Raw genomic sequence first — 23,196 nt, forward strand, 5'->3', positions numbered from 1 at the left:
TGACCTGACACCGTTGTCTCAGTGGGCATGCAGCCCGATCGCTCCCTACGGCCCACAGCTGAGGCACGGCCAGACCCGCCCGCACCGGACACACAACCCGTCCGCGCCGGCCGCCGGAATCCACAGGGCTCCCTGCGCCGGGACCTGTCGCACGGTGTTTCCGGCGGCAGCAGGATCTGGAGCAGTGCGGACGGTCGGGGTTGGGCTTGGGGCCGTGGTTGGGGCCGTGGTTGGCGTTGAGGTTGGGAGCCAGCGGATCGTGGTGTCGCCGGCCCGGCCGTGAGCAGCCAGCACTGCGGCGACACCACCACTCCACACCGACACCGCCGGCCACTGCCCCAGCCACCGCAGCGTCACCGCCCCGTCCGCCCACTCGACCCCCTCAGCCACCGCCTCCCCAGCGCCGTCTCCTGCTGGACCTCTGACGCCCGGAGCAGGGCGGAGCAGCTGGAAGAGTCTCGACTCCCGCTGCGGCGTGGTCTGCTGGTTCACCTCTGCAGGCTGATCGGTGCGGGGGCGTGGTCACCAGGTGTGAGCTGTGGGCTGTTCGGACCGCCCACAGGCCGCCACAAGTGCTTGTGGGCTTGCGATGCCGGGCCGGACGCCGCTGCGTCGTGTTCTGTCGGTAGGCCCTTGTAGCGTTCCCGGTACGCACCGCAACCACCAGGCGTGACCAGTGGGCCGGCCAGCCCGGCCCGCAGCTCGAGCGGGGGAGGATCCTGTGGCTGAGGCAGCGTTCGGCGTGCAGTTGAGGCGGTCCCGGCAGGCGGCCGCTCTGAGCTTGCGGCAACTTGCGACCCGGGTGGGCTACGACCACAGCTACCTGTCCCAGGTGGAGCGAGGGCAGCGGCCGGGGTCGGCCCACTTGGCCCGGCTCTGCGACCGTGAGCTGGGAACAGGCGACACCTTGGCGACCGCCTACACACTGGCCCGCCCACTCCCCCAGCCGGCCGGTCCACCGTCGCCTGCCCTGCTCAAGACGCCGACGGCCGGAGTCGACGTGCTGGAGACCGTACGGCGCGGCCTGGCCGACTCGGTGGGCAAGGTGCTCCAGGCCGACGAGTGGAGCGCGGTGACCAGGGACCACGCGCGGGACTTCCCGGTGACTCCGCTGGCCGAGCTCCTCCCCGAGCTCACCGGGGACCTCCAGCTCCTCCGGGCCGAAGCAGCGGAGAGGTCAGCTGAGGACGGGTGGACCACCTCGGAGCTCGCGGTCCCGGCTGCCGAGCTGAGTGTGCTGATCGCGCTGACCCTGACGGGAATCGGCCGGCTCCAGGCGGCGGGGAGATGGTGGCGGACCGCCCGCGCCGCGGCTGACAGCTCCGCCGAGCCGCGAGTGACGAGCCTGGCGCGCGGATGGGAGGCGATCAGCGGATTGTCCGAGCGCCGCCCGCTCACAGACCTCCTGGAGCTGGCCGGGGACGCGCTGACTCTCGCCGACCGCCCCAGCTGCACCGCCCGTGCGCTAGCGGCCCGCGCCCAGATCCTGGCGCAGCTCGACCGGCCAGAGGATGCCCGGCGAGCCCTGCAGAACCTCCTGGCGGTGGCGGACGATTGGCCGGTCAGGTCTGGCGGAGCCACCTCGCTGTTCGACTGGTCGGAGTACAAGACGTCCTGGGTGGAGGGTCTCGTGCAGGCGGCGCTTGGCGAGACGGACCCGGCCTATCTGGCGCTGGACCGCGCGCTGGCGTTGTGCCCGGCCGGGAGTTTGCGCGAGCGAGCCGAGCTCGAGTTGGTGCTCGCGCGCTGCCTGGTCCTAGATGGCGAGGTTGCTGCCGGGCTGGCGGTGGCAATGCGCGTACTGGTCGAACTGCCGGACCAGTGGCACACCCACTACTTGTACGAGGCCGCCGGGCGCGTGCTCTCCGCAGTACAAGGCAAGGACCTTGGTCGTGCTGCGGTGCGGGACTATCGCGAGCTACTGGTGCGCAGGCCGTACCACGACCGGAGTGTGGGCAGCGGGTCGAGCTCTGGCTGGCCGCAGGGGTAGCGTGCCGAGAGTGACAGTCGAAAATCGGGCAGCGACGGTGTCAGGCGCGTGGGACTTCGAGGTCGAGTTGCGGAGCGACCCGGCGACGACGGAGGCGCGTACCGCGGTACTGGACAAGCCGGGCTTCGGCCAGGCCTTCACCGACCACATGGTGCTCGCGTCGTGGACCAGCGACCTCGGCTGGCATGACCAGAAGGTGACCGCCTACGCGCCGCTGCGAGTCAGCCCGGCCGCCGCGGTGCTGCACTACGCGCAGGAGATCTTCGAGGGTCTGAAGGTGTTCCGGCACGAGGACGGCTCGGTCTGGGCGTTCCGACCCGAGGTGAACGCCGCACGGTTCAGCAGGAGCGCCCAGCGACTCGCTCTGCCCGAGGTGCCGCAGGAGGACTTCGTTGCGGCACTGCGTGCGCTGGTGACCGTCGACGAGGTCTGGGTGCCGCCGGCGGGCAGTGGCGAGACCAGCCTCTACCTCCGGCCCTACATGATCGCCACCGAGGCCGCACTGAGCGTTCGACCGGCCCGTGAGGTGCTGTTCGGCGTCATCGCGTCACCTGCCGGCCCGTACTTCAACACGGGACCGAAGCCGGTCTCCATCTGGCTGTCGACCACCTCGATCCGGGCGACGCCGGGTGGCACGGGCGCGGCCAAGTGCGGCGGCAACTACGCCGCGAGCCTCGCCGCGCTGGCCGAGGCGGTCGCCAACGGCTGCGACCAGGTCGTCTACCTCGACGCGGTCGAGCGCCGCTGGATCGAGGAGAGCGGCAGCATGAACGTCTTCTTCGTGTACTCCGACGGCCGGATCGTCACGCCCGAGCTGTCCGGCTCGATCCTGGAGGGCGTCACCCGCGCCTCCGTGCTCGAACTGGCGGAGGACCTCGGCCACAAGGTCGAGGAGCGCCGCATCTCCGCGGACGAGTGGCGCGACGGGGTGCGCAGCGGCGACATCACCGAGGCGTTCGCCTCCGGCACGGCCGCGGTGATCACCCCGATCGGCCGGCTCGCCTGGGCCGAGGGCGACCTGACCATCGGCGACCATTCCGTCGACCACGGCGTCGGCCCGGTCACCGCCTCGCTCCGCGCCTCCCTCCTCGACCTCCAGTACGGCCGCGTCCCCGACCCCCGAGGCTGGCTCACCCGCCTCGCCTGAAGCTTGACGCCTAGGGCCATGTCGCCTCGGTTGCTGCCGGATGTCGGCCGGGGCGGTTAGGTTGGCGGCATGGCAGAGTCCAAGGCGGCCAAGAAGAAGACGCCGGCGATCGAGATCCAGGTCGGGGAACGCACGGTCCGGATCTCCAATCCCGACCGGGTCTACTTCCCTGCTCGCGGCGAGACGAAGCTCGATCTCGTCAACTACTACCTGTCCGTCGGCGACGGGATCGTGCGTGCGCTGCGCGAGCGCCCGTGCATGATGCACCGGTTCCCCGAGGGTCTCGCCGGGGAGAAGGTGCACCAGAAACGTCTGCCGCACGGCGCCCCGCCGTGGATGGAGACGGTGCGCGTGCACTTCCCGCGGTACAACCGGACCGCCGACGAGTTGTGCGTCACCGAACTCGCCCATGTCGCCTGGGCCGTGCAGATGTCCACGGTCGAGTTCCACCCCTGGAACTCCCGCCGCGCCGACACCGAGAAGCCCGACGAGTGGCGGATCGACCTCGACCCGATGCCCGACTGCCCCTTCGACCGGGTCCGCCGGGTCGCCCACGTGGCCCGGGAGGTCCTCGACGACCTAGGCGCCATCGGGTACCCGAAGACCTCGGGTGGTTCCGGCATCCACATCTACGTGCGGATCAAGCCCGAGCACGGCTTCTCCGACGTACGCCGGGCGGCGCTGGCCTTCGCGCGCGAGGTGGAGCGCCGCGCGCCGGAGGACGTCACCACGACCTGGTGGCGCAAGGACCGCGACCCGAAGAAGTTGTTCGTGGACTACAACCAGAACGCGCGGGACCACACGATCGCCAGCGCGTACTCGGTCCGCGGCAACCCCGAGGGGACGGTGTCGACGCCGATCCACTGGGACGAGATCGACGACGTCGACCCGAAGGCGTTCACCATCGCCACGGTCCCGGCCCGGTTCGCCGAGCTGGGCGACCTGCACTCCACCATCGACGACACCGCCTACTCTCTCGACACCCTGCTCGAGTGGGCCGCCCGCGACGAACGCGAAGGCGCCGAAGAACCCCCACCCCCGGACGAGTGACCCGCCTGTCCGTTTGAACTCCTGCAGTCATCCACGGAGCTCGGTTTTCGCCAAGCCGGGTGGCCGTTTGTTCTAGCGGCCGGTGAAGCCGTGGTGAAGGAGGTTGGTGAGCAGGCTGATGGCTTCGTCGTCGGGGATGGTCTGGCCGGCGGCGGGGTTGACCACCAGCCAGGTGTAGGCGAAGCCCTCCATCAAGGAGTTCATGGCCGAGATCTGGAGCAGAGGATCTGGCTGCGGGCCAGGCAGCTGGGAGAGGTGCTCGACCATGTGGGCATCGTCGTCGGCCATGATCTGCTGGAGCCGGCGGCCGAGCTCGGGATTGACCATCGCCGCCTGCTTCAGCGCGACCATCTCCGGGATGTGCGCCTGGTAGAACCGCCAGAACGCGGCGACGTGCCAGCGGATCGACTCGATCTTGCTGAAGTCCGCGTCATGCGTGGCATCGACGTGGACGGCCTCGTCCGCCTCGGCGAGCATGTCCTTCAGCAGCGCTTCGAGGATCTCCTCCTTGCCGGCGAAGTGGTTGTAGAACGACCCCGTCGCCCGGCCCGCCGCCGCGGTGATGTCGGTGATCTTGGTGTTCACGTAGCCGCGCTCGGCGAACACCTCCCGGGCGGCCTGCTTCAGCGCCGCCTCGGTCCCGGCCGCCTGCTCCCTGCGAGTGGTCGTCACAACACCTCCTCCTTGACAGAGCACCCTAGCGAGGTTCATTCTGAATTCACATTCAGTGAATCATGATTCAGTCAAGAGGAGAACCAGATGAACGTGCTGATCGCGGGAGCCGGACCGACCGGCCTGACGCTCGCCATCGACCTGGCGCGACGCGGCGTCGGAGTACGGCTGATCGAGAAGGCAGCCGACTACTTCAACGGCTCACGGGGTGACGGGCTCCAGCCGCGCACGCTGGAGGTGTTCGACGACCTCGGCGTGATCGACCAGGTCCTCGAGCAGGGCATGCCGATGCCGGTGATGCGGATCTCGATCGGCGGGAGGTTCGTCGGCGAGCGCCGGATGAGCGAGCCCGCCGACCCCACGCCGGACGTGCCGTACCCGAACGCCTGGATGCTCGGCCAGTCGCACACCGAGGCGATCCTCCGTGCCCGGCTCGAGGAGTTCGGCGTCAAGGTCGAGCTCAACACCGAACTGACCAGCTTCACCCAGACCGACGACGGGTTGACCGCCGGACTGTCCACCGGGGAGACGGTCGAGGTCGACTACCTCATAGGCGCGGACGGCGGCCGCAGCTTTGTCCGCAAGACCCTCGGCATCGCCTTCGAGGGCACCACCGACGAGTCGATCCGGATGTTGCTGGGCGACGTCTCCGCCGACGGGCTCGACCACGATTACGGCCACTGGTTCGCCGGCCCGGACAACCCGATGGCCGGGATCGCGATGACTCCGCTGTCCGGCGGCGACCAGTTCCAGTTCGGTACGCCGCTCGACAACGACGAGGTGGATCCTTCGCTGGCAACGCTGCAGGAACTCGTCGACCGGTTCGCCGGCAAGGGAGTCGCCAAGCTGCGCAACCTCACCTGGTGCACGATCTGGCGACCCAACGTCCGCCTGGCCGAGCGGTTCCGGGTCGGGCGTGTCTTCATCGCGGGTGACGCCGCGCACGTCCATCCGCCGACGGGTGGCCAAGGCCTCAACACGGGAGTCCAGGACGCCTACAACCTCGGCTGGAAACTCGAGGACGGACGCGAGGAGATTCTGGAGACCTATGAGAGCGAGCGCCGCGCCAACGCGGCCAGAGTCCTCGGTATCAGCGAAGACCTGATGCAGAAGCACCGCGACGGTGACGAGCGAGCCATGGAACGCGGCGAACAAACCCGCCAGCTCGACGTCAGCTACCGCGCGGCCGGCGACACCGCCCCGCTTGCCTCCGGCGACCGGGCTCCGGACTCCCCGCTGATCGATGCCCAGGGCAATCACCTGCGCCTCTTCGACCTGTTCCGCGGCCCGTCGGAAACCCTGCTGCGGTTCTCCCCCAGTACCCCGACGACCCACCCGCACGCGGTGGCCGTAGTACGCAGTACTCAGCCGGACTCCTACACGTCGCCTGACGCGTTCAAGTTCTACTACGCGTCAGACGGCGACGAGATCCTGATCCGCCCGGACGGCTATCTCGCCTGATCAAGGCCGACCTTGCGCAGGCCTGACAAAATCTCCGGGGTGCAGCTGAATCGAGAGACCGCCCTGACTCGCGCCGTGGCGCTGGCCACCAGTGGCCACCGCGCGATCCTCGGTATCACCGGCGCCCCCGCGGCCGGCAAGTCGACGTACGCCGAACAGCTCACGGCCGACCTGGTTGCCTGGGGCCACCAGGTCGCGCTGGTTCCGATGGATGGGTACCACCTGGCGCAGGCGGCGCTGGAATCACTCGGGCTCGCCGCGGTCAAAGGCGCGCCACAGACCTTCGACGTGTACGGGTTCGTCGCCCTGCTCAAGCGGCTGAAGGAGGCTGCCGACGAGACGATCTGGGCGCCACGGTTCGATCGCGAGCTCGAGGATTCCATTGCCGCCGGCATCGCCATCCTGCCGGAGGTATCACTGGTGGTTACCGAAGGCAACTACCTGCTGTTCGACGAGGCGCCCTGGGCAACAGGTCGGGCGCTGCTCGATGAGTGTTGGTATATCGATCTCGACGCGGACGTCAGGCACGAACGCCTGCAGGCCCGGCACATGCGGTACGGCCGATCCGCCGAGGAGGCCCGGGCGAGAACCTACGGAAGCGATGAGGCGAACGCGTTGCTGATCGCGGCGTCGGCCTCCGCCGCGGACGCGATCCTGAAACTCTCCTAGCCGGTCATCCGCGCGATGAAGCCGGCCACCCCGTCCAGATAGAGCTGCAGCCCGAAGTCGAAGTCCGCGTCGGAGTCATCCGTGAACGACGATGCCGAATCGTCGAACACCCCGGCCGCGAGCGCCGCGGCAAGGGCCGGCAGCTGGCGCGGATCGACCACCCGCGCCAGCGTCGCGCCGTACCGGCTGAAGGCGTCGGGGTTGTCGGCGTACCCGGCGGCAAGGTCCGAGCTGAGGCGCATCTCACCCTGCACGTACGTCATCAGGCCCATCACCACGCCGACCTTGCCCTCCTCGGTCAGCCCGGTGTCCTTCAGCGCACCGAGTGCCGAGTCGAGCCAGGCGAGGTTGTTCGGCCCGGCCGGCGGTCCGGAGATCGGGAGTTGCGCGTACCAGCGGTGAGCCCGCACCGCAGTCATCACCCCGTGCGACCAGAAGACCAGCCCGGTCCGCCAGTCGATCCCGTCCGGCAGCGGCTGGGGACGCTCGAGCGCGGCATCGGACATCAGCACCAGCAGCTCGTCCTTGCTCTTCACGTGCCGGTAGAGCGCCATCGTCGAGTTGCCGAGCCGCTCCGCCACCCGCGCCATCGAGACCGCACTCAGACCCTCGGCGTCGGCGATCCCGATCGCGGCCCTGGTGATGTCCTCGACCGACAGCGACGGCTTGGGGCCGCGCCTGGTGACGGCCTGCAGCCCCCACATCAGGGCGACATCGGCCGGCAGGTCGGGCTGCTCCTTCATCTCCACCGCCTCAGTCTAGAAACCTGTACTGCGTACCTGTTACGCTAATTAGCGTACCTAATACGCAATGCGGAGGGACCATGATCGTCGAAGCAGTGGGGCTGCGGAAATCGTTCGGGCCGACCTCGGTCCTGGAGGGCGTCGACCTCGCCGTACCCGAGGGGTCGGTGCTCGCCCTGCTCGGGCCGAACGGCGCGGGCAAGACCACGATCGTCCGCATCCTGACGACGCTCGCCAGACCGGACGAAGGGCACGCGACGATCGCCGGGTACGACGTGGTCCGCGAGCCGGCCAAGGTCCGCGGGGTGATCAGCCTGACGGGTCAGCACGCGGCGGTCGACGACAACCAGACCGGCCTTGAGAACCTCGTCATGGTCGGCCGGCTGATGCACCTCAAACGCGGCAGGGCCCGGCAGCGCGCGCAGCAACTGCTCGAGCAGTTCGATCTCACGGGCGCGATGAACCGGCGCGCCAAGACCTATTCGGGCGGGATGGGCCGGCGCCTCGACCTGGCGATGAGCCTGGTCGCGCGACCGCGGGTGATCTTCCTCGACGAGCCGACCACCGGCCTCGATCCGGCCAGCCGGCTGACCATGTGGCACGCGATCGGCGACCTCGTGCGTGACGGCACCACGATCCTGCTCACCACCCAGTACCTCGAGGAGGCCGACCGCCTGGCCGACCGGATCGTCCTGCTCGACAAGGGCCGGATCACCGCGTCCGGAACAGCCGACGCGCTGAAGACCCAGATCGGCGGCGAACGGATCGAGTTGTACCTCGCCGACGAGGTGGCGGCCCGCAAGGCGGCCGGGCTCCTCGGTGGTCTGGCGGACGGGCCACTGCTCAACCTGCCGTCCGACGGGACCGCCGCGCATCTCCACCACGTGCTCGATCAACTTCGCGACGAGGGGCTGCTCCCGAGCCGCGTCTCGTCACACCGCCCGACACTCGACGACGTGTTCCTCACCCTCACCGCCCAGGAGTTGCGATGACCCACGACGGATTCGGTGCCGCGGTGAGCGACACGGCGACCATGATCGACCGCAGCATCCGGCTGACCCGGCGCAACGTCGACACCTTGTTCGTGTCGATCCTGCTGCCGCTGCTGATGATGGCGTTGTTCGTCTACGTCTTCGGCGGCGCGATCAGCACCGGGACGGAGTACATCAATTATGTTGTCCCCGGCATCTTGTTGCTGACCACCGGGTACGGCGCCTCGAACACCGCGATGGCGGTCGCCGACGACATGACGACCGGGATGATCGACCGGTTGCGGTCGCTGCCGATCCGCAGTTTCGCCGTCCTCACCGGACACGTGACGGCGAGCGTCGCGCGCAACGCGATCTCCACCGCGATCGTCCTGCTCGCGTCGCTGGCGATGGGCTTCCGCCCGGACGCCGGTCCGCTGGACTGGCTGGGCGCGATCGGCCTGCTGCTGCTGTACGTCGTCGCGCTCTCCTGGCTGGCGGCCGCGCTCGGGGTGATCGCCAAGTCGGTCGAGTCGGCGAGCACGCTGAGCTTCTTCATGCTGTTCGTGCCCTACCTGAGCAGCGCCTTCGTCCAGGTCGAGACGATGCCCGCGTTCCTGCGACCGATCAGCGAGCACCAACCGATCACGCCAGTCATCGAGACCGTGCGCGGCTTCCTGACCGGTACCGGTATGAACGGCACCGGGTGGATCGCCCTGGCCTGGTGCACCGGTCTATTCCTGTTCTCGTTCACGTTGGCGACAGTCCTCTTCCGTCGTCGCGCAAGGGGCTGAGCGACCATGGGGGCAGACTTCGAACCGCTCAGCGGACACATTGGTGAGAATCGCCGGTCTCGTTCCGTGCTGACCCTGGCGCCGAGATAAATTTGAGGTCCCCCCACGTGTGGTGGTCCCACTCCCCCCGGGACCCGCACGGGCGAGTGCCCCGGTCATCGACTGGGGCATTCGTTTGCCCGGACACCACCGGCCGAACGCGCGAGCTGCCAAAAAATCCCAGAAATCTTCGCGACCCGTGTCCAATTCGGTCGACCTGATCCGACGTACCAGTAAGAGCACAACCAAGGGAGAGGGTCAGGATGTTCGAGAACAGCACCAACCAGATGATCGTCACCATGCTGGCCGAGGGGAACCCCGTCTGGTTCGTCGCCGCGATGGTGAACATGCGCAGTCATGACGTCTACATGATCGGCAGAGCCGCCGGCTATCCCGACAAAGCCAAACTCCGCCGAGCCGTCTGGGCCAGCCGCAACCGCACCCGCGCAGCCGCTTGATCCATTGCTTCCGGCGACCTGAACTCATCGCCTCTCCCCTGGCCCCGGCCAACTGCGGACTTCCAATTCCGCGGCTAGCCGGGGTCGCGGACGTTGTGGCTAGGCCGAGGTGTCGATCAGGCCGGCGAAGTAGCGGGCGACCACAGGGGTGACGGAGCGGCCGGAGTGCGCCACGCCCTCGACGACATCGAAGGTGACGTCCAGACCGTGGGAGAGGTAGTTGCGCTCCAGCGTCCGCAACCGCTCGATCCGGGTGGTGCCGGTCTTCTCGGCGCCGTCCATCCAGTTCGACTCGCCACGGTTCATGATCTCCCAGGTCTCGGTGTCCTCACTGCCGACGACCATCTGGATCGGCACCTTGCGCAGCGCCGGGACATCGATCGACTGGCCGAACCTCTGCTCGAACCCCTTGGTACCGAGCCACCAGTCCAGGCTGTCGTCCAGTTCGGTGATCCGGCCCGGCGCGCCGATCGACAACCCCGCCAGCCGCTCGGGGTGCAGGTAGAAGAACCGGTGGACGAACTGCCCGCCGCCGGAGAACCCGTGCAGGTAGAACTGCGCGGACTCGACCGGGTACCGCTCGGCCACCTCGTCGATGATCGCGAGCAGCATGTGGTCGAACCGGATGCCCTCGTACTCGATGAACTTGAAGTTGTGCAGGTCGGTCGGGTCCACCAGCCCCGCCGGGAAGATCGGAGTCAGGATGACGACCCCGTGGTCCTCGGAGAACTGCTTCCACTCGTCGCGGTACTTCGTCGCCGACCGGGCGGTGCCGTGCTGGATCACGACCAGCGGCGCCTTGTCCTCCGGGGCCACGTTCGCCGGCACGTACAGGCAGTAGTGCAGTCGCGGATCGGCCTGCGACGCGAAGATCGGGGTCGAACCGCGCTGGTAGAACGTCGAGGTGTGGGTCATCAATGTCCTTCGGTGAGTGCGGGGGACATACCATCTAGTGCAGAAGCGCCTACTACAGAACCACGAGCCTTGAACTGTTCGTTACAGCTCGATGGGATCGGATGATACACAGATGATCGATGACGTAACAGGGGTTACCAAGAATGCGGCGATCGTCGAGCTGCGATCCCGGATCCGGGAACACTGGGATGCGTTCACCCCGGCCGCACGTTCGGTATGCCGGTCCCTTTCGGAGATCTCGCCCGAGCGGCTGCTCTACCTGTCCGCCCAGGAGCTCGGCGTGGAGAGCAAGACGAGCAACGCGACCGTGATCCGGACGCTGCAACTGCTGGGTTACGCCGGACTGGCCGAGCTGAAGGACATGGTCGCGGCGCCGTTCACCCAGGCTCACCGCGAGGAGCGCCTGCGCAACCGGATGGAGATGACCGGCGGCGATCCCAAGCACGTCTGGGACCGGGTGATCAGAGAGGCGATCGAGCGGATCGAGTTCCTGGACGAGCACCTGGCGATGGACTCGTACAAAGAGGCGGTCCGGCTGATGCTCGAGGCCCGTGAGATCACCACCTACGGCTTCGGCGCCAACTACGTCGCCGCCGAGCACCTGACGCTGAAGCTCCGCCGCCTCGGCCGGCGCAGCCGCTGCATCCAGACCGCGGGCTTCCGGCTGGCCGACGACCTGCTCGCGATCGAGCGCGGCGACGTCGTCATCGTGATCGCGCCGGGCCGCCTGATCATCGACGCCCAGACGGTGATCGACCGGGCCCGCGCCGTCGGCGCCGGCATCATCCTGCTCAGCGAGCAACTGGTCGCCGAGAAGCTGGCGGACGACGTCACCGTCGCGATCCACGTGCCGAACACGGTCACCGGCATCACCGCCGAGGTGCTCACCACCATCGTCGTGACCGACGCCCTCGCCCAGGCGGTCGCCGCCGCCGACACCGAACAGACCCTGGAGTCCGCCCACACCCTGGAGACCATCCGCCAGCAACTCGGCTTCTGAGCCCTGTAGCATTGAATACGGATCCCCGTAACGGTGTAGTATTCGCTACAACCACGCTCTGAGAGGGGACTCCCCGATGGTCTCTGACATCTCGACCACCCTGGCGTTGATCGGCGGAGGCAACATGGGCTCCGCGATGCTCGCGGGCCTCCTGGGCGGCGAGTCTCCGCCGTACACCTCGGACCGGATCCTGGTGGTCGAGGCCTCGCCCGAGCGAGCGGAGTACCTGACCAGCACCTTCGGCGTCGCGACGACCACGCTCGACGAGGCCGCACAGCGGGCAGGGACCATCCTCATCGTCGTCAAGCCGTACCACGTGGCCGGCGTACTCGCCGAGCTGTCCGGGAACCTCACGGACGAACACCTGATCATCTCGGCTGCGGGGGCGATCGGCATCGCGCAGATCGAGGGGTCGCTGGCCGGCAAGAACCCAGTGGTGCGCTGCATGCCGAATACGGCCGCCTCTGTCGGCGAGGGCATGACCGCCATCAGTGCCGGCACTCATGCTCAGCCAGCCGACCTGGACAAGGTCCAGAGCCTGATGGAATGCGTTGGCCGAGTCGTCCGTGTCCCTGAGAGCCAGCTGGACGCGGTCACCGCACTCTCGGGCAGCGGCCCGGCGTACTTCTTCTACCTGGCCGAAGCGCTGATCGACGCCGGTGTCCTGCTCGGGCTGTCGCGGCCGCTCGCCGTCGAGCTGGTGAACCAGACGGCTGTCGGCGCCGGCCTCATGTTGCGGGAAGCAGGTGACGAAGCGGTCCGACTGCGGGCGGAGGTCAGCAGTCCTGGCGGCATGACCATCGCGGCCATCCGCGCCCTCGAGGGCGGTGCTGTCCGGGCGGCCGTGATGTCAGCCGCGGAGGCAGCTCGCGACCGGTCCGTCGAACAGAGGAGTGCGTGATGCCGGAGCCAGTGACCGTCACCGACTACCACACCGCCGGAGAGCCCTTCCGGATCGTCACCGAGGGCTTCGGGGAGATCCCCGGCGCGACCGTTCCCGAGCGCCGTGAGTTCGCCCGGTCCTCCGCCGAGGTCGATGCGGTCCGGCAACTACTCGTGAACGAACCCCGCGGACATGCCGACATGTACGGCGGATTCGTTGTCCCCGGCAACGACGACGGCGCCGACTTCGGCGTGCTCTTCTGGCACAAGGACGGCTACTCGACCGCCTGCGGACACGGCACGATCGCGCTCGGCACCTGGGCGGTGGAGACGAGCCGGGTCGCCGCGTCGGCCGACGGCGACACCGAGGTCGTGGTCGACGTACCCTCCGGCCGGGTCGTTGCCCGGGTCACCTGTTCCGGTGGTGTGGTGCAACGCGTTGCCTTCCGCAACATCCCCTCGTACGTCGTGACGCGCGCGGCGAAGGTGATGACGCGATGGGGGCTCGTCCTGGCCGACATCAGCTTCGGCGGCGCGTTCTACGCATCGGTCCAGGCTTCGTCGGTCGGCCTCGCGGTGACACCCGAGAACTACGCCGACCTGATCGCGCTCGGCCGCGAGGTGAAGTGGGCGCTGAACGAAACCCCTTGGGCTCGCCATCCGAGCGACAGCCGCCTGGATGGCATCTACGGCACCCTCCTCTACGACGACCTGGGCTCCTCTGACGATGGTGGTCCACACCAGCGCAATGTCGCGATCTTCGCCGACGGGGAGGTGGACCGGTCGCCCTGCGGCTCGGGTACCTCCGCCCGGATCGCGCTCCTCGCCGACGAGGGGCGGCTCGGGCCGGGCCAGGTGCTCCGGCACGACTCCATCGTCGGGACCACCTTTCTCGGCCGCGTGGTCGAGGAGGTCGTCGCCGAGGGCCGTGCCGCGGTGATCACCGAGGTCGAAGGCAGCGCGTACCGCACCGGCACGGCCACCTTCACCCTCGACCCCAGGGATCCCCTTGGCACTGGTTTCACCCTGCGCTGATCAGTTCCGGCGTACTGCGGCCGCGTCCCGCGTACCGGAGTACAAGGCTGTCTCGAAATGACACATCCGGGGCCCGGCGGACCTCGATAGCATCGCCCTGTCGTGTCCTCGTTCCAGGGAGTCCAGTCATGATCTTCATCACCGCCAAGTTCCGGGTCCTGCCCGAGCACGCCGACAAGTGGCCGGAGATCACGGCCGACTTCACCGCCGCGACCCGGAGCGAGGCGGGCTGCCTGTGGTTCGACTGGTCCCGTAGCCTCGACGACCCGACCGAGTACGTCCTGGTCGAAGCCTTCCGGGACGACGAGGCCGCCGGCGCCCACGTCAAATCCCCCCACTTCAAAGCCGCCCAGCAGTCCCTCCCACCCCACCTCACCGAAACCCCCCGAATCGTCAACTTCAAACTCCCCCAGAACGACTGGTCCGAACTAGGCGAGCTGGCCGTCAACCGCTGACTTCAGTCCGGTGCTACGACGGTGTTCTGGGCGGCGGCTATCTGCCAGTGGGTGCCGTCCTTGGCCAGGAAGTAGACCGGGCTGCCGTGGTCGTCGGGGGTTTTGCCATCGCGGTGGATGTAGGTCTGGGTGACGTTGACCACCGCGATGTCGGGGCGCACGAAGAGCAGGTGATCCGGCTTGTAGGTCGCGTAGGAGTCCTTGGTCGCACCCGGAAGGACGCGGCGGGTGAACTCGTGGATGGTGTCGCGGCCGTAGAGCCGCTTGCCATGTCCCGTCACCCAGAGCGCGTCCTTCCTGAAGAGCGCGATGAACCCGTCGACGTCCTCCGTCTGCTGCGCCACCTCGACCGCCGCCACCAACGCCACAATCGCCTCGACGTCAGCCTGACTGGGAACCTGCCCCGAGATCTCGATATCCATGCCCGAGATCCTCCAGCTTGAACCTCACTTGAGGTCAAGCATCGTCGCGGTCAGGAAGGGGTGCTCAGCTTCTGAAGTACTTGACGATCTGGCCGACGTCCTCGTTGCTGGCGTCCGGGTAGGCGGTGAGGCGGTCGTGGATCGCGCTTGCTATCGGCAACTTGGCTGCTGCCGCGGCCAGTCCGACATCCTTGGCCGCAAGGCGAACCGGGAAGTAGGAGCCCTCGGCAAATGCTCGTCCGGCGATGCCTGCCAGCGGCGACGTCGCCATCGCGCGCTTCACCTGCTCCTCCGGCAGCCCGAACGAATCCGCGAGCGCCATCGCCTCGCCGATCAGCGCCACTCCGTTGACGATCCCGTTGATCAGAACGAGCTTCATCGCCGCCCCGGTCCCGGCCGCTCCGGTCCGATTCACCGTGCCGAAGATCTCCAGCAACGGCATCACCTCGTCAGCGTCACCACCGACCATCAGGGACAGTTCGCCGTTAGCGGCCCTGTCGACGCTACCCATCACCGGGGCATCGACGACGTTGACGCCGGCCGGAATCAGCGCGGTCACCTCGGCCAGCGCCGCCGGCCCGATCGTCGAGGCCTCGATCAGCGTCGCGCCCGGCTTGAGCTCAGCGGCCAGCGCGCTCACCACTTCACCAACGGCCGCCGGATCGGCCAGCATCGTCACCACGACATCGGCATCCCGAACTGCCTCCCCCGGCGACGCGGCCACCTTCTCGAACCCCTCCGCCCGTCCGGCCGAGCGGTTCCACACCGTCAACGGATAGCCGGCCTCAGCCACCCGCCGAGCCATCGGCGCACCCATCGATCCCAACCCCAGAAACGCAACCCTTGTGTTCTTGTCCATGCCTCCACGCTAGGCACGCCTTAGCAATGTGAGAAGCGAATGTCTAGCATGGGACCCATGCCCCCGCAGCATGACTTCTCGACCCCACTCCTGCGGGTCTTCGTCGAGGTCGCCCGGCTCGGCTCGTTCACCGCAGCCGCGCCCGCACTGGGCTACACGCAGTCCGCCGTCTCCCGCCAGATCTCAACCCTGGAAGACGAAGCCGGTACTGCGCTGTTCGACCGCCTGCCGCGGGGAGTCCGCCTGACCGAGCCCGGCCGTCGCCTCCTCATTCACGCGGAAGCGGTGCTCGACCGACTCGACGCAGCCCGGCGAGAACTCACCGACCTTCGCGAACTCGCCACCGGACGCCTCCGAGTAGCCGCCTTCGCCACAGCCGACGCCGCCCTCGTCCCTCAGGCCATCGCGACCTTTCAGCACCGCCACCCCGAGGTCACCGTGACGCTGCGCGAAGGGTTCACTCCCGGCCTGCTGGAGCTGCTCGGCTCGGGCGACGCGGACGTGGCGGTGGTGAGCTACCCGACGGTCCAGCACCTCGACGGATTCGACCTGCGCAAGATCTGCGACGACTTCATGTACGTCGCTCTGCCGCCCGACCACCGCCTCGCGGGCAAGCGCCAACTCCGCCTGACGGACCTCCAGGACGAGGAGTGGATCGCCGGCAGCTCGCGCCCCGAGGACACCTTGATCAGCGCGTGCCTGCGGACCGGGTTCCAGCCACGGATCGGATTCGTCGCCCGCGACTGGATCGCCAAGCAGGGCTTCGTTGCCGCCGGCATCGGAATCACCCTGATCCCCTCCCTCGCCGTCGACGCCGTACGCCGCGACGTCAAGCTCGCGCTGATCCACCCGGACGACATCCCACCCCGGCAGGTGTACTCGGCAACCACCCGCGGGATCTCCGCCTCCCCCGCCGCCCGCGCGTTCCTCGAAGTACTGCACGATCGGGCTTGAAATAGTCAGGGCCTCGTACCATATTGAGAACCGGGGGTGACCACCTGAACACAATGACGCCGCCACCGCCCTCATCCACCTCACCGCCCTGCCAACACATCTTCCTGGCCGTCGTCATGCTCACAGCCCGACCCAACTCTGGCTGAACAGCATCGTGGAATGCCCTCCCCAACCTGATCCTCCTGCTCGGATACGCCGTGACCTGACGGCCGGGGGATTCAGCCGCAGGCGGAGGAATCTTCAATTGAGGGGTGACCGACGTACTGTCGGGGGTGTGCCCAACTTTGGAGTCGTCACGCGTGACCATGTCATCAGCACTCTCGACGAGTACGACGAACGTGGGGCGGACGACTTTCTGAGCGGGTACGGATTCGGGGATGGGCGAGAGCAGGTGCTCCGGCACGAGGGGCGGAGCTACGACTCGAAGGCGATCCTCGGGGTGGCTCACAGGTACGCGACCGGAACCGTCGCCTCGGATTCGGCGTTCACGGACGGGACCGAGGACGCGGAGAAGATCCTGAGTGCGCTGGGGTTCGACGTGGCCTCCGTACAGCCCGCGGAGGTTGTCGACCGCCCTGCGACTGGTGAGTGGCGTGAGTCCGCTGAGGTCGGGGTAAGCGAGACACAGGCTGCCTGGGCGGCCGCGGCGCGCGAAGTACTGCTGGATGCCGCCAGCCGCTATCAGGGCGTCGTCACCTACAAAGACCTCTCGCAGGAGGTGCAGTACCGCGCGGGTATCCGTACCAAGCAGCCGATGCGCCATTGGATCGGCGGCGTGCTCGACTTGGTCACAGCGGACTCCGCCAAGCGCGAAGAGCCGCTCCTCTCGTCCCTCTGCGTCAACATCGAAGGCAGTGTCGGTGAGGGGTACGCCGCAGCCGTGGCCGCCGCCACTGGTGAGTCACCCAGCGACCCTGATGTCCACGCCGCCGGTGAACGCCTGGCTTGCTACCGCCACTTCGAGGCCACCGACCTCCCGCGGGGCGGCGGTGCCCCCACCCTGATGCCGAAGCTGGCCGCGGCGCGCGAACGAGCCCGCAAGGCCGCCATCGCCGAACGCCCCATCACCAAGTGCCCCAAGTGCAACCTCCAGGTCCCCACCAGCGGCGCCTGCGACTACTGCGACTGACCGCGAATCACCAACCCCGCTTGACGAAGGCCCGGACCATCATGGTCCGGGCCTTCGTCTTGCGAGCGGCTGGCACGACGTCCGTGCCGCGGTGGTTACCGGCGGCCTCGCCACTTGGTGGAGGCGCCGATACCGGCTAGGTGGAGGGCGATGCAGAGCAGGCCCGCCATCAGCAGGGTCTGGGGTGTGAACGCGTCGCTGACCGTGGCATCGGCCCAATCCAGGATGAGCGCCAACCCAAAGATCACTGCGGCGATGATCGCGAACATCAACATCTCCTATCGGAGTACGGGAGCGCTCATCTAACTCCCGCGACCCACACCGCACAAGATCTCACCACCCCTGACCTCCACCGAACTTGAAGGACCCACAAATGCAGCAGGATGGCCAGATGGCACAGCGACCGGTCGACCTCCGCGTGCTCGGCGAGGAGAACTCCCACGGCGGCCACCTCGCCATCACCCGCGAACTCATCGACGGCCGCGCCGACGACAACGACACCACCTTCGCCACCCCCGACGAGTGGAAGTCCTACGTCGCCAAGGTCCAAGCCGCCGCCAATCACTTCGCCTGACGGAGATCCGCAATGAGCCAGGAAGCCGGGGAGCGGCTGGTGGTTGCTTCCCTGAACACGCGGGGAACGTCGATCAAGAGCTCGCGATTGGTGGAGCGCTATCGGGCGATCGGGGCTGCGTTCGAGGCGTCGGAGGTGGATGTCGTCAACTTCCAGGAGGTGTTGACGTACTACCACTTGAGGCACCTGACGAGGGCCATGCCTTCGTTCGGGACGGCGAGCTACCGGCAGTCGGTGGTCGGCCCGGCTGGCGGCGTGGTGACGTTCTCGCGGCGGGCAGTCGCGAGTACGAAGTACAAGCGGTTCCCGATGCTGTCAGCCGAGCAGACGGCGGGAGTTTCGCAGTTGGCCCGGCTCAAGGCTCCGTTGAAGGGTGCGCTGGTCAGCCGACTGGTGGAACCTCAGGTCAGCATCGTCAACACGCACCTACTGGCCAACTTCGACGGCGATTGGTCGGTGACGAATCGCTTCTATCGAATGCATCGGAGCCAACTGGCCGGACTAGCCCGTGTCGTCGGCTCGGCCCAGGCGCCGATCATCGTCTCAGGCGACTTCAACATTTCGCGCGAGAGCACCTTGTACCGCGCGTTCCTGTCGGAGACCAAGCTCGTCGACGCCTTCGGTGGGGAGTGTGCGCCGACATTCCACGCCGAGTTCCTGGAGCAGGGTAGGACCCCACACTGCATCGACTTCGTCTTGCTCGCCGGCCCGATCGAGGTGGTGTCCGCAGAGCTGAACTTCACCGGCAAGCTCGCGATGCCCAGCGGATCGGGCTACGTCTCCGACCACCTCGGGCTGTGTGCCGAACTGGTGGTCGCCGAGTAGACGCGAAGCGGCCGGGGACAATGGAGTCCCCGGCCGCGGTGCGTGTGCTGACTAGCGGATCAGTTTCCAGGGGCCGTTCCGGTCGTAGCGGACGATGTCGCCACTGCGAGCTCCTGCCAAGCGCCATTCGGATCGCCCGGCTTCTGGTTCTTGCTCGCCCAGGCAGCCAGGTACGGCTTGCTGTTGTAGCTGACCTTGGCACCGGCCTTGTAGAGCGGCGCCGAGCTCCACGCCGGCGGCAGGTTCACCGTCACCGTGACAGTGCCCTGGCCTGCCTCGAGGAGATCGCTGCCGGAGTACGACGCGGTCAGCGTGTGGCTGCCGGCCGCAAGTCCTACCGGAAGCGAGAGCGTCGCGCTGCCGTCAGAGAGAGCGGCAGAACCACGGACCGTGGTGCCCTCGCGCAACTCGACTGTGCCCGACACCGGTACTGCGCCCGCCGCGACCTTCACAGCCACCTTCGCCGCAGTGCCCCAGTCCACCGGCGCCGAGGTCACGCTCACGGTCGGCTGCCCCTTGGGAGTGCGGAACACGGCCGGCTGCGCCACCGCAGTGCCGTCGTCAGCGCTCTTCGCCGAAACGATCCACGCGTACGACGCGGCCGATGCGAGGCCGGACCACGTCACCGTGGCCGGGCCGTTCGCCGTCACGCTCAACGCTCCGAGTCTCAGGTGCTGTAGCGCGCCAACGAACGCGACCAGCCCGGACTGTGCCGCTCCTCCGAGAACACCCAGGCTCACCCCAAGTGATCGCCAGGAAACGCGCATGTGAACGATTAACTGCACCGTCAACTATCTCCGTGACCTTGCTCCACCGTCGCCAACCCGTCGCCGGGCAGCACCCCGCGGCGTAACGTGACGAGAGGAGAGGCGGGCCCTTCGGGTCCCGCTGGGGGAGGTAGTCATGACCACAGCACAAGGGGACGTAGCGCTTCTGCAAGATCCGGTCGCACAAGAGCTCCTCGGATCCCGCCAACCGGCGCGACTCGCGTACACGTGGACCGACGGCACCCCACGGGTCGTGCCGATCTGGTTCACCTGGACCGGGGAGGAGATCGTGTTCGGCAGCCCACCGAGAGCACCGAAGCTGAAGGCGCTGGCCGCCAACGGCGCCTCCGCGGTCACCATCGACGACGCCTCGGCCTGGCCGTACAAGGCGCTGCTGGTGCGCGGCTACGCGACAGTCGAGTTCCTCGACGACATCTGCCCGGAATACGCCCAAGCCGCCACCCGCTACTTCGGCTCCGAGCAAGGCAACGCCTGGGTCTCACAACTACGCGGCCAACCAATGGCCCGAGTAGCCCTCCACCCGACCTGGGCAGCCGTCCTGGACTTCGAAACCCGCTACCCCAGCGCCCTATCCCTCTGATCACCACCGCACCTGCGCGCGAGCGGACGTGGATCTCATCCGCTGAGGTTGATGCCGTTCCGCGTAGGACGGCTGACGCTTGAGCTGCTGTAGGTCAGCCGGCCGGCGCCGAACCGCGCTCCGTCCGGTCAGGAAGCAAGCACAAGGAGTGAACGACAGTGACCGATCAGGCAGCATCAGAGTATCGAGCCGCCGGCGAGGCGCAGGAGACCAGCGGCTGGGCGGTCGGATTCATCTTGTTCGCCGGCGTAGTGATGGTCACGGCCGGCATCTTCCAGGCCTTCGACGGCCTGGTGGCGCTGTTCAATGACGAGTTCTTCGTCGCGACCCGCAACTACTTCTTCCGGTTCGACATCACCGCGTGGGGCTGGATCCACCTGCTGATGGGCGTGCTGGTCATACTGGCAGGCTTCGGGGTGATTGCCGGTCAGACCTGGGCACGGGTGGTCGGCATCACCATGGCGGTGCTGAGCGCCCTCGCCAACTTCGCCTTCATCCCCTACTACCCGTTCTGGGCACTGACGATCATCGCGCTGGACGTCTTCGTCATCTGGGCCCTGGCCGCTCATGGTCGTGACGTCAAGGTCTGAGGACTGAGGCCGGAGCGCAATGCAACGGGAGTCGGAGGGTTCGCGCGAGTGGGCCATGGCCCGCTCGCTGCTCCACATCAATCTCGTTGCCGCTGTGGCCTTCCTGCTTGGCGGCTCCTTCTTCGCTCTGGGCGCCGTCTTCGCCCAGCTCGCGGTCGGCAGCCGGGAAACGGCCAACATCACCTACCTGATCGGAGGCTTCTTCTTCAGTCTCGGCGGATATACGTCGATCCTGCTCGTCGTCAACCTGACCAACGTCGAGCGGGGGTCGACCAAGGTCACGCGGACGCGATGGTGGACTCACCAGCCCCATCAGCTCGGCTGGTCGAGTGCGGTCGTGTTGTTCGTCGGGACACTCCTGTTCGCGGTCAGCCTGGTGGCTGCCTTCGCCGCAGGACTGACGCCGCGCCAGTCGAATGGATGGATCTGGCTGCCAGACATCCTCGGGTGCGTCTGCTTCCTCGTCTCGGGACACCTCGCAATGCTCGATGTCTGCGGCGGCCACATCGGACTACGCGTCCACAGCCTCGGCTGGTGGGTGGTCGCGGTCAACCAGATCGGGTCCATCCTGTTCTTCCTCGCGGGACTCGCGGCGTTCACGCGTCCGGCGACCTCCCGTTCCCTCGACATCGCCCTGGTCAACTGGGGGACCTTCGCGGGTGCTGTCTGTTTCGCGATCGGTGGAGGCCTGCAGATGTTCGACAAGCCCGAGCCGGCAAGGAGAGAGGTTCAATGCAATCCATGACGAAGCTCAATGAGGCAGAAGCTGTAGCGCTCTTCGGCAATCGGTTCCTGACCGAGATGGCCCCTTCGACCGCGTTCCCCGAGAGCGGGATGCGGCCCCTCGATGCCCTGCGGTTGGTTGGCGCGGAGCTCACCATGGAGGGGGATCCGCAGCGCAATCTGGCCACCTTCGTTACGACCTGGATGGAGCCCGAGGCCCAGCGGATCATCGCCGAGAACCTCCACCGCAACTTCATCGACCATGCCGAGTACCCGATCTCGGCCGAGATCGAGCAGCGCTGCGTGCGGATGCTGGCCGACCTGTTCAACGCACCCGGCGAGACGACCGGCTGTCGCACCCAGGGCTCGTCCGAGGCGATCATGCTCGGCGCCCTCTCCTTGAAGTGGAAGTGGAAGGAGCGACGCCAGGCGGAGAAACTCTCGGCTGACAGACCCAACCTCGTGTTCGGCGGAGACGTCCATGTGGTGTGGGAGAAGTTCTGTCGCTACTTCGACGTCGAACCACGGATCGTCCCGCTCTCGGAGAACAAGTACACGATCGGGCCCGAGGACGTGGCGCCGCATCTCGACGAGAACACGATCGGCGTCGCGGCCGTCCTCGGCACCACGTTCACCGGACACATGGACGACATCGTCGGGATCAACGAGCTCCTTCTGGAGGTCAAGAAGCAACGCGGCCTGGACATCCCGCTCCACGTCGACGGCGCCAGTGGCGGGTTCGTGTGGCCGTTCCTCTATCCCGACTCCAAGTGGGACTTCCGGCTCGAGCAGGTGCGCTCGATCAACGTGTCGGGCCACAAGTACGGGCTCGTCTATCCGGGAATCGGCTGGCTGATCTTCCGCGAGACGGCCGACCTCGCCAAGGATCTCGTCTTCTATGAGAACTACCTCGGCAAGACCGACGCGACGTTCACGCTGAACTTCTCGACGGGCGCGGCGATGGTGCTGGCGCAGTACTACAACTTCGTCCGGCTCGGACGCGCAGGCTATACCTACGTGATGAGCCAGCTGCAGGAGAATGCCCGGGCGCTCGCGACCAACCTGCGCGAGAGCGGGCGGTTCGAGGTGATCGGTGACGAACTCGAGCAGCTTCCGCTGGTGGCCTTCCGACTCGCGGGCAAGAACAACGCGTACGACGAGTCCGACATCGCTTGGCAGCTGTCGGCGGAGCGGGGCTGGATGGTGCCGGCGTACACACTTCCCCCCAACGCCGACAAGGTGAAGATCATGCGCGCGCTGGTCAAGGAGACCATGAATCGCGAACAGGTCGAACGGCTGACGCAGGATATTGCCGACGCCTGCAAGACACTCGACCACAAGGGCGGGGCGACGCAGACCGAGCGCGAGAAGGCGAAGACGGGAACCGGATACTGACGACCACCCGGCGCAGGCGATGGGATGACAAACGAAGGCCCGGACCTGTTGGTCCGGGCCTTCTCTGGTAGCGGCGGCA

28 protein-coding genes are annotated in these 23,196 nt (G+C 67.4%); 20 read left to right on the forward strand and 8 right to left on the reverse strand.

Annotated features, from left to right (window positions below):
- Positions 1–45: 45 nt before the first annotated feature.
- Positions 46–492 (reverse strand): hypothetical protein, encoded by a 447-nt coding sequence (locus EV644_RS48295; RefSeq protein ID WP_500789602.1) that lies wholly within the window; start codon positions 490–492, stop codon positions 46–48.
- Between the two features lie 229 nt (positions 493–721).
- Here EV644_RS48295 and EV644_RS32630 point away from each other — a divergent pair, with 229 nt between their 5' ends.
- The 3 genes from EV644_RS32630 to ligD all read left to right on the forward strand — a co-directional run bounded on the left by EV644_RS32630 (position 722) and on the right by ligD (position 4,187).
- Positions 722–1,990 carry a helix-turn-helix domain-containing protein gene (locus EV644_RS32630; RefSeq protein ID WP_132193237.1) on the forward strand — a complete coding sequence of 423 codons (1,269 nt, stop codon included), beginning with the start codon at positions 722–724 and terminating at the stop codon, positions 1,988–1,990.
- Between the two features lies 1 nt (position 1,991).
- The gene (locus EV644_RS32635; protein WP_132193239.1) at positions 1,992–3,137 is read left to right on the forward strand and encodes a branched-chain amino acid aminotransferase; all 1,146 of its coding nucleotides are present in this window, start codon (positions 1,992–1,994) and stop codon (positions 3,135–3,137) included.
- 69 nt (positions 3,138–3,206) lie between these two features.
- Positions 3,207–4,187, forward strand: coding sequence for a non-homologous end-joining DNA ligase (ligD, locus tag EV644_RS32640; RefSeq protein WP_132193241.1), 981 nt, complete (start codon positions 3,207–3,209; stop codon positions 4,185–4,187).
- Between the two features lie 72 nt (positions 4,188–4,259).
- On the opposite strand, the gene EV644_RS32645 is transcribed toward ligD, so the two are convergent.
- Positions 4,260–4,859, reverse strand: a complete 600-nt coding sequence (locus tag EV644_RS32645) for a TetR/AcrR family transcriptional regulator (RefSeq protein ID WP_199240120.1) — start codon at positions 4,857–4,859, stop codon at positions 4,260–4,262.
- An 87-nt stretch (positions 4,860–4,946) separates the two neighbouring features.
- Here EV644_RS32645 and EV644_RS32650 point away from each other — a divergent pair, with 87 nt between their 5' ends.
- The gene (locus tag EV644_RS32650; protein WP_132193245.1) at positions 4,947–6,320 is read left to right on the forward strand and encodes an FAD-dependent monooxygenase; all 1,374 of its coding nucleotides are present in this window, start codon (positions 4,947–4,949) and stop codon (positions 6,318–6,320) included.
- A gap of 39 nt (positions 6,321–6,359) precedes the next feature.
- On the forward strand, positions 6,360–6,989 hold the full coding sequence (locus tag EV644_RS32655; RefSeq protein WP_132193247.1) for a nucleoside/nucleotide kinase family protein: 630 nt from the start codon (positions 6,360–6,362) through the stop codon (positions 6,987–6,989).
- Here EV644_RS32655 and EV644_RS32660 read toward each other — a convergent pair.
- The gene (locus tag EV644_RS32660) at positions 6,986–7,732 is read right to left on the reverse strand and encodes a TetR/AcrR family transcriptional regulator (RefSeq protein WP_132193353.1); all 747 of its coding nucleotides are present in this window, start codon (positions 7,730–7,732) and stop codon (positions 6,986–6,988) included. The genes EV644_RS32655 and EV644_RS32660 overlap by 4 nt on opposite strands.
- Positions 7,733–7,812: 80 nt before the next feature.
- Here EV644_RS32660 and EV644_RS32665 point away from each other — a divergent pair, with 80 nt between their 5' ends.
- From EV644_RS32665 to EV644_RS32675, 3 genes are all read left to right on the forward strand, one after another.
- Positions 7,813–8,724, forward strand: coding sequence for an ATP-binding cassette domain-containing protein (locus EV644_RS32665; protein ID WP_132193249.1), 912 nt, complete (start codon positions 7,813–7,815; stop codon positions 8,722–8,724).
- Positions 8,721–9,494 (forward strand): ABC transporter permease, encoded by a 774-nt coding sequence (locus tag EV644_RS32670; protein WP_132193251.1) that lies wholly within the window; start codon positions 8,721–8,723, stop codon positions 9,492–9,494. The genes EV644_RS32665 and EV644_RS32670 overlap by 4 nt, the downstream gene beginning before the upstream one ends.
- 302 nt (positions 9,495–9,796) lie before the next feature.
- A complete protein-coding gene (locus EV644_RS32675) occupies positions 9,797–9,991 on the forward strand; it encodes a hypothetical protein (RefSeq protein WP_132193253.1) in 195 nt (64 codons plus the stop codon).
- A gap of 99 nt (positions 9,992–10,090) precedes the next feature.
- Here EV644_RS32675 and EV644_RS32680 read toward each other — a convergent pair whose 3' ends face one another.
- On the reverse strand, positions 10,091–10,906 hold the full coding sequence (locus tag EV644_RS32680) for an alpha/beta hydrolase family protein (RefSeq protein WP_132193255.1): 816 nt from the start codon (positions 10,904–10,906) through the stop codon (positions 10,091–10,093).
- 112 nt (positions 10,907–11,018) lie between these two features.
- Between EV644_RS32680 and EV644_RS32685 the strand changes: the two genes are divergently transcribed.
- The 4 genes from EV644_RS32685 (at position 11,019) to EV644_RS32700 (ending at position 14,278) form a co-directional block, all read left to right on the forward strand.
- Positions 11,019–11,906: a MurR/RpiR family transcriptional regulator gene (locus EV644_RS32685; protein ID WP_132193257.1), complete on the forward strand. Its 888-nt coding sequence runs from the start codon at positions 11,019–11,021 to the stop codon at positions 11,904–11,906.
- A 76-nt stretch (positions 11,907–11,982) separates the two neighbouring features.
- Complete coding sequence (gene proC / locus EV644_RS32690) at positions 11,983–12,807, forward strand: pyrroline-5-carboxylate reductase (protein ID WP_132193259.1); 825 nt, start codon at positions 11,983–11,985, stop codon at positions 12,805–12,807.
- Positions 12,807–13,823 carry a proline racemase family protein gene (locus EV644_RS32695; RefSeq protein ID WP_132193261.1) on the forward strand — a complete coding sequence of 339 codons (1,017 nt, stop codon included), beginning with the start codon at positions 12,807–12,809 and terminating at the stop codon, positions 13,821–13,823. Before proC ends, EV644_RS32695 begins: the two co-directional genes overlap by 1 nt.
- Before the next feature lie 128 nt (positions 13,824–13,951).
- On the forward strand, positions 13,952–14,278 hold the full coding sequence (locus EV644_RS32700; RefSeq protein WP_132193263.1) for a putative quinol monooxygenase: 327 nt from the start codon (positions 13,952–13,954) through the stop codon (positions 14,276–14,278).
- A 2-nt stretch (positions 14,279–14,280) separates the two neighbouring features.
- On the opposite strand, the gene EV644_RS32705 is transcribed toward EV644_RS32700, so the two are convergent.
- Together EV644_RS32705 and EV644_RS32710 are read right to left on the reverse strand one after the other, a co-directional pair.
- The gene (locus EV644_RS32705) at positions 14,281–14,700 is read right to left on the reverse strand and encodes an SgcJ/EcaC family oxidoreductase (RefSeq protein ID WP_241999094.1); all 420 of its coding nucleotides are present in this window, start codon (positions 14,698–14,700) and stop codon (positions 14,281–14,283) included.
- A gap of 64 nt (positions 14,701–14,764) precedes the next feature.
- Positions 14,765–15,559 carry an NAD(P)-dependent oxidoreductase gene (locus EV644_RS32710; protein WP_132193265.1) on the reverse strand — a complete coding sequence of 265 codons (795 nt, stop codon included), beginning with the start codon at positions 15,557–15,559 and terminating at the stop codon, positions 14,765–14,767.
- A 57-nt stretch (positions 15,560–15,616) separates the two neighbouring features.
- Between EV644_RS32710 and EV644_RS32715 the strand changes: the two genes are divergently transcribed.
- Together EV644_RS32715 and EV644_RS32720 are read left to right on the forward strand one after the other, a co-directional pair.
- A complete protein-coding gene (locus EV644_RS32715; protein WP_199240121.1) occupies positions 15,617–16,513 on the forward strand; it encodes a LysR family transcriptional regulator in 897 nt (298 codons plus the stop codon).
- Between the two features lie 274 nt (positions 16,514–16,787).
- Positions 16,788–17,642, forward strand: a complete 855-nt coding sequence (locus EV644_RS32720) for a ScoMcrA-related endonuclease (RefSeq protein ID WP_132193269.1) — start codon at positions 16,788–16,790, stop codon at positions 17,640–17,642.
- Between the two features lie 95 nt (positions 17,643–17,737).
- Here the strand turns inward: EV644_RS32720 and EV644_RS45620 are convergent, their stop codons facing one another.
- The gene (locus EV644_RS45620) at positions 17,738–17,911 is read right to left on the reverse strand and encodes a hypothetical protein (RefSeq protein WP_199234582.1); all 174 of its coding nucleotides are present in this window, start codon (positions 17,909–17,911) and stop codon (positions 17,738–17,740) included.
- Between the two features lie 122 nt (positions 17,912–18,033).
- Between EV644_RS45620 and EV644_RS32725 the strand changes: the two genes are divergently transcribed.
- Entirely contained in the window at positions 18,034–18,216 is a 183-nt protein-coding gene (locus EV644_RS32725) for a hypothetical protein (protein WP_132193271.1), read from the forward strand.
- 12 nt (positions 18,217–18,228) lie between these two features.
- Positions 18,229–19,041, forward strand: coding sequence for an endonuclease/exonuclease/phosphatase family protein (locus EV644_RS32730; protein ID WP_132193273.1), 813 nt, complete (start codon positions 18,229–18,231; stop codon positions 19,039–19,041).
- Positions 19,042–19,100: 59 nt separating this feature from the next.
- Here EV644_RS32730 and EV644_RS32735 read toward each other — a convergent pair whose 3' ends face one another.
- Positions 19,101–19,691, reverse strand: a complete 591-nt coding sequence (locus tag EV644_RS32735) for an Ig-like domain repeat protein (RefSeq protein WP_241999107.1) — start codon at positions 19,689–19,691, stop codon at positions 19,101–19,103.
- 253 nt (positions 19,692–19,944) lie between these two features.
- Between EV644_RS32735 and EV644_RS32740 the strand changes: the two genes are divergently transcribed.
- The 4 genes from EV644_RS32740 to gad all read left to right on the forward strand — a co-directional run bounded on the left by EV644_RS32740 (position 19,945) and on the right by gad (position 23,117).
- Complete coding sequence (locus EV644_RS32740; RefSeq protein WP_132193277.1) at positions 19,945–20,409, forward strand: pyridoxamine 5'-phosphate oxidase family protein; 465 nt, start codon at positions 19,945–19,947, stop codon at positions 20,407–20,409.
- Positions 20,410–20,567: 158 nt separating this feature from the next.
- Positions 20,568–20,999 carry a DUF7144 family membrane protein gene (locus EV644_RS32745; protein ID WP_132193279.1) on the forward strand — a complete coding sequence of 144 codons (432 nt, stop codon included), beginning with the start codon at positions 20,568–20,570 and terminating at the stop codon, positions 20,997–20,999.
- A gap of 19 nt (positions 21,000–21,018) precedes the next feature.
- A complete protein-coding gene (locus EV644_RS32750; protein ID WP_132193281.1) occupies positions 21,019–21,744 on the forward strand; it encodes a hypothetical protein in 726 nt (241 codons plus the stop codon).
- Positions 21,741–23,117 carry a glutamate decarboxylase gene (gene gad, locus EV644_RS32755; RefSeq protein WP_132193283.1) on the forward strand — a complete coding sequence of 459 codons (1,377 nt, stop codon included), beginning with the start codon at positions 21,741–21,743 and terminating at the stop codon, positions 23,115–23,117. The genes EV644_RS32750 and gad overlap by 4 nt, the downstream gene beginning before the upstream one ends.
- Positions 23,118–23,196 lie beyond the last annotated feature (79 nt).

The sequence above is a fragment of the Kribbella orskensis genome (assembly GCF_004342085.1).
Taxonomy (GTDB): domain Bacteria; phylum Actinomycetota; class Actinomycetes; order Propionibacteriales; family Kribbellaceae; genus Kribbella; species Kribbella orskensis.

Excerpts from the sequence above, each read along its gene's own strand:
- EV644_RS32675 (WP_132193253.1), top strand. The coding sequence starts at position 9,797 with ATGTTCGAGAACAGCACCAACCAGATGATCGTCACCATGCTGGCCGAG.
- EV644_RS32740 (WP_132193277.1), top strand. The coding sequence starts at position 19,945 with ATGACCACAGCACAAGGGGACGTAGCGCTTCTGCAAGATCCGGTCGCA.
- gad (WP_132193283.1), top strand. The coding sequence starts at position 21,741 with ATGACGAAGCTCAATGAGGCAGAAGCTGTAGCGCTCTTCGGCAATCGG.
- EV644_RS32665 (WP_132193249.1), top strand. The coding sequence starts at position 7,813 with ATGATCGTCGAAGCAGTGGGGCTGCGGAAATCGTTCGGGCCGACCTCG.
- proC (WP_132193259.1), top strand. The coding sequence starts at position 11,983 with ATGGTCTCTGACATCTCGACCACCCTGGCGTTGATCGGCGGAGGCAAC.
- EV644_RS32670 (WP_132193251.1), top strand. The coding sequence starts at position 8,721 with ATGACCCACGACGGATTCGGTGCCGCGGTGAGCGACACGGCGACCATG.
- EV644_RS32750 (WP_132193281.1), top strand. The coding sequence starts at position 21,019 with ATGCAACGGGAGTCGGAGGGTTCGCGCGAGTGGGCCATGGCCCGCTCG.
- ligD (WP_132193241.1), top strand. The coding sequence starts at position 3,207 with ATGGCAGAGTCCAAGGCGGCCAAGAAGAAGACGCCGGCGATCGAGATC.
- EV644_RS32705 (WP_241999094.1), bottom strand. The coding sequence starts at position 14,700 with ATGGATATCGAGATCTCGGGGCAGGTTCCCAGTCAGGCTGACGTCGAG.
- EV644_RS32650 (WP_132193245.1), top strand. The coding sequence starts at position 4,947 with ATGAACGTGCTGATCGCGGGAGCCGGACCGACCGGCCTGACGCTCGCC.
- EV644_RS32660 (WP_132193353.1), bottom strand. The coding sequence starts at position 7,732 with ATGAAGGAGCAGCCCGACCTGCCGGCCGATGTCGCCCTGATGTGGGGG.
- EV644_RS32725 (WP_132193271.1), top strand. The coding sequence starts at position 18,034 with ATGGCACAGCGACCGGTCGACCTCCGCGTGCTCGGCGAGGAGAACTCC.
- EV644_RS32700 (WP_132193263.1), top strand. The coding sequence starts at position 13,952 with ATGATCTTCATCACCGCCAAGTTCCGGGTCCTGCCCGAGCACGCCGAC.
- EV644_RS32730 (WP_132193273.1), top strand. The coding sequence starts at position 18,229 with ATGAGCCAGGAAGCCGGGGAGCGGCTGGTGGTTGCTTCCCTGAACACG.
- EV644_RS45620 (WP_199234582.1), bottom strand. The coding sequence starts at position 17,911 with ATGTTCGCGATCATCGCCGCAGTGATCTTTGGGTTGGCGCTCATCCTG.
- EV644_RS32680 (WP_132193255.1), bottom strand. The coding sequence starts at position 10,906 with ATGACCCACACCTCGACGTTCTACCAGCGCGGTTCGACCCCGATCTTC.
- EV644_RS32710 (WP_132193265.1), bottom strand. The coding sequence starts at position 15,559 with ATGGACAAGAACACAAGGGTTGCGTTTCTGGGGTTGGGATCGATGGGT.
- EV644_RS32715 (WP_199240121.1), top strand. The coding sequence starts at position 15,617 with ATGCCCCCGCAGCATGACTTCTCGACCCCACTCCTGCGGGTCTTCGTC.
- EV644_RS32695 (WP_132193261.1), top strand. The coding sequence starts at position 12,807 with ATGCCGGAGCCAGTGACCGTCACCGACTACCACACCGCCGGAGAGCCC.
- EV644_RS32685 (WP_132193257.1), top strand. The coding sequence starts at position 11,019 with ATGATCGATGACGTAACAGGGGTTACCAAGAATGCGGCGATCGTCGAG.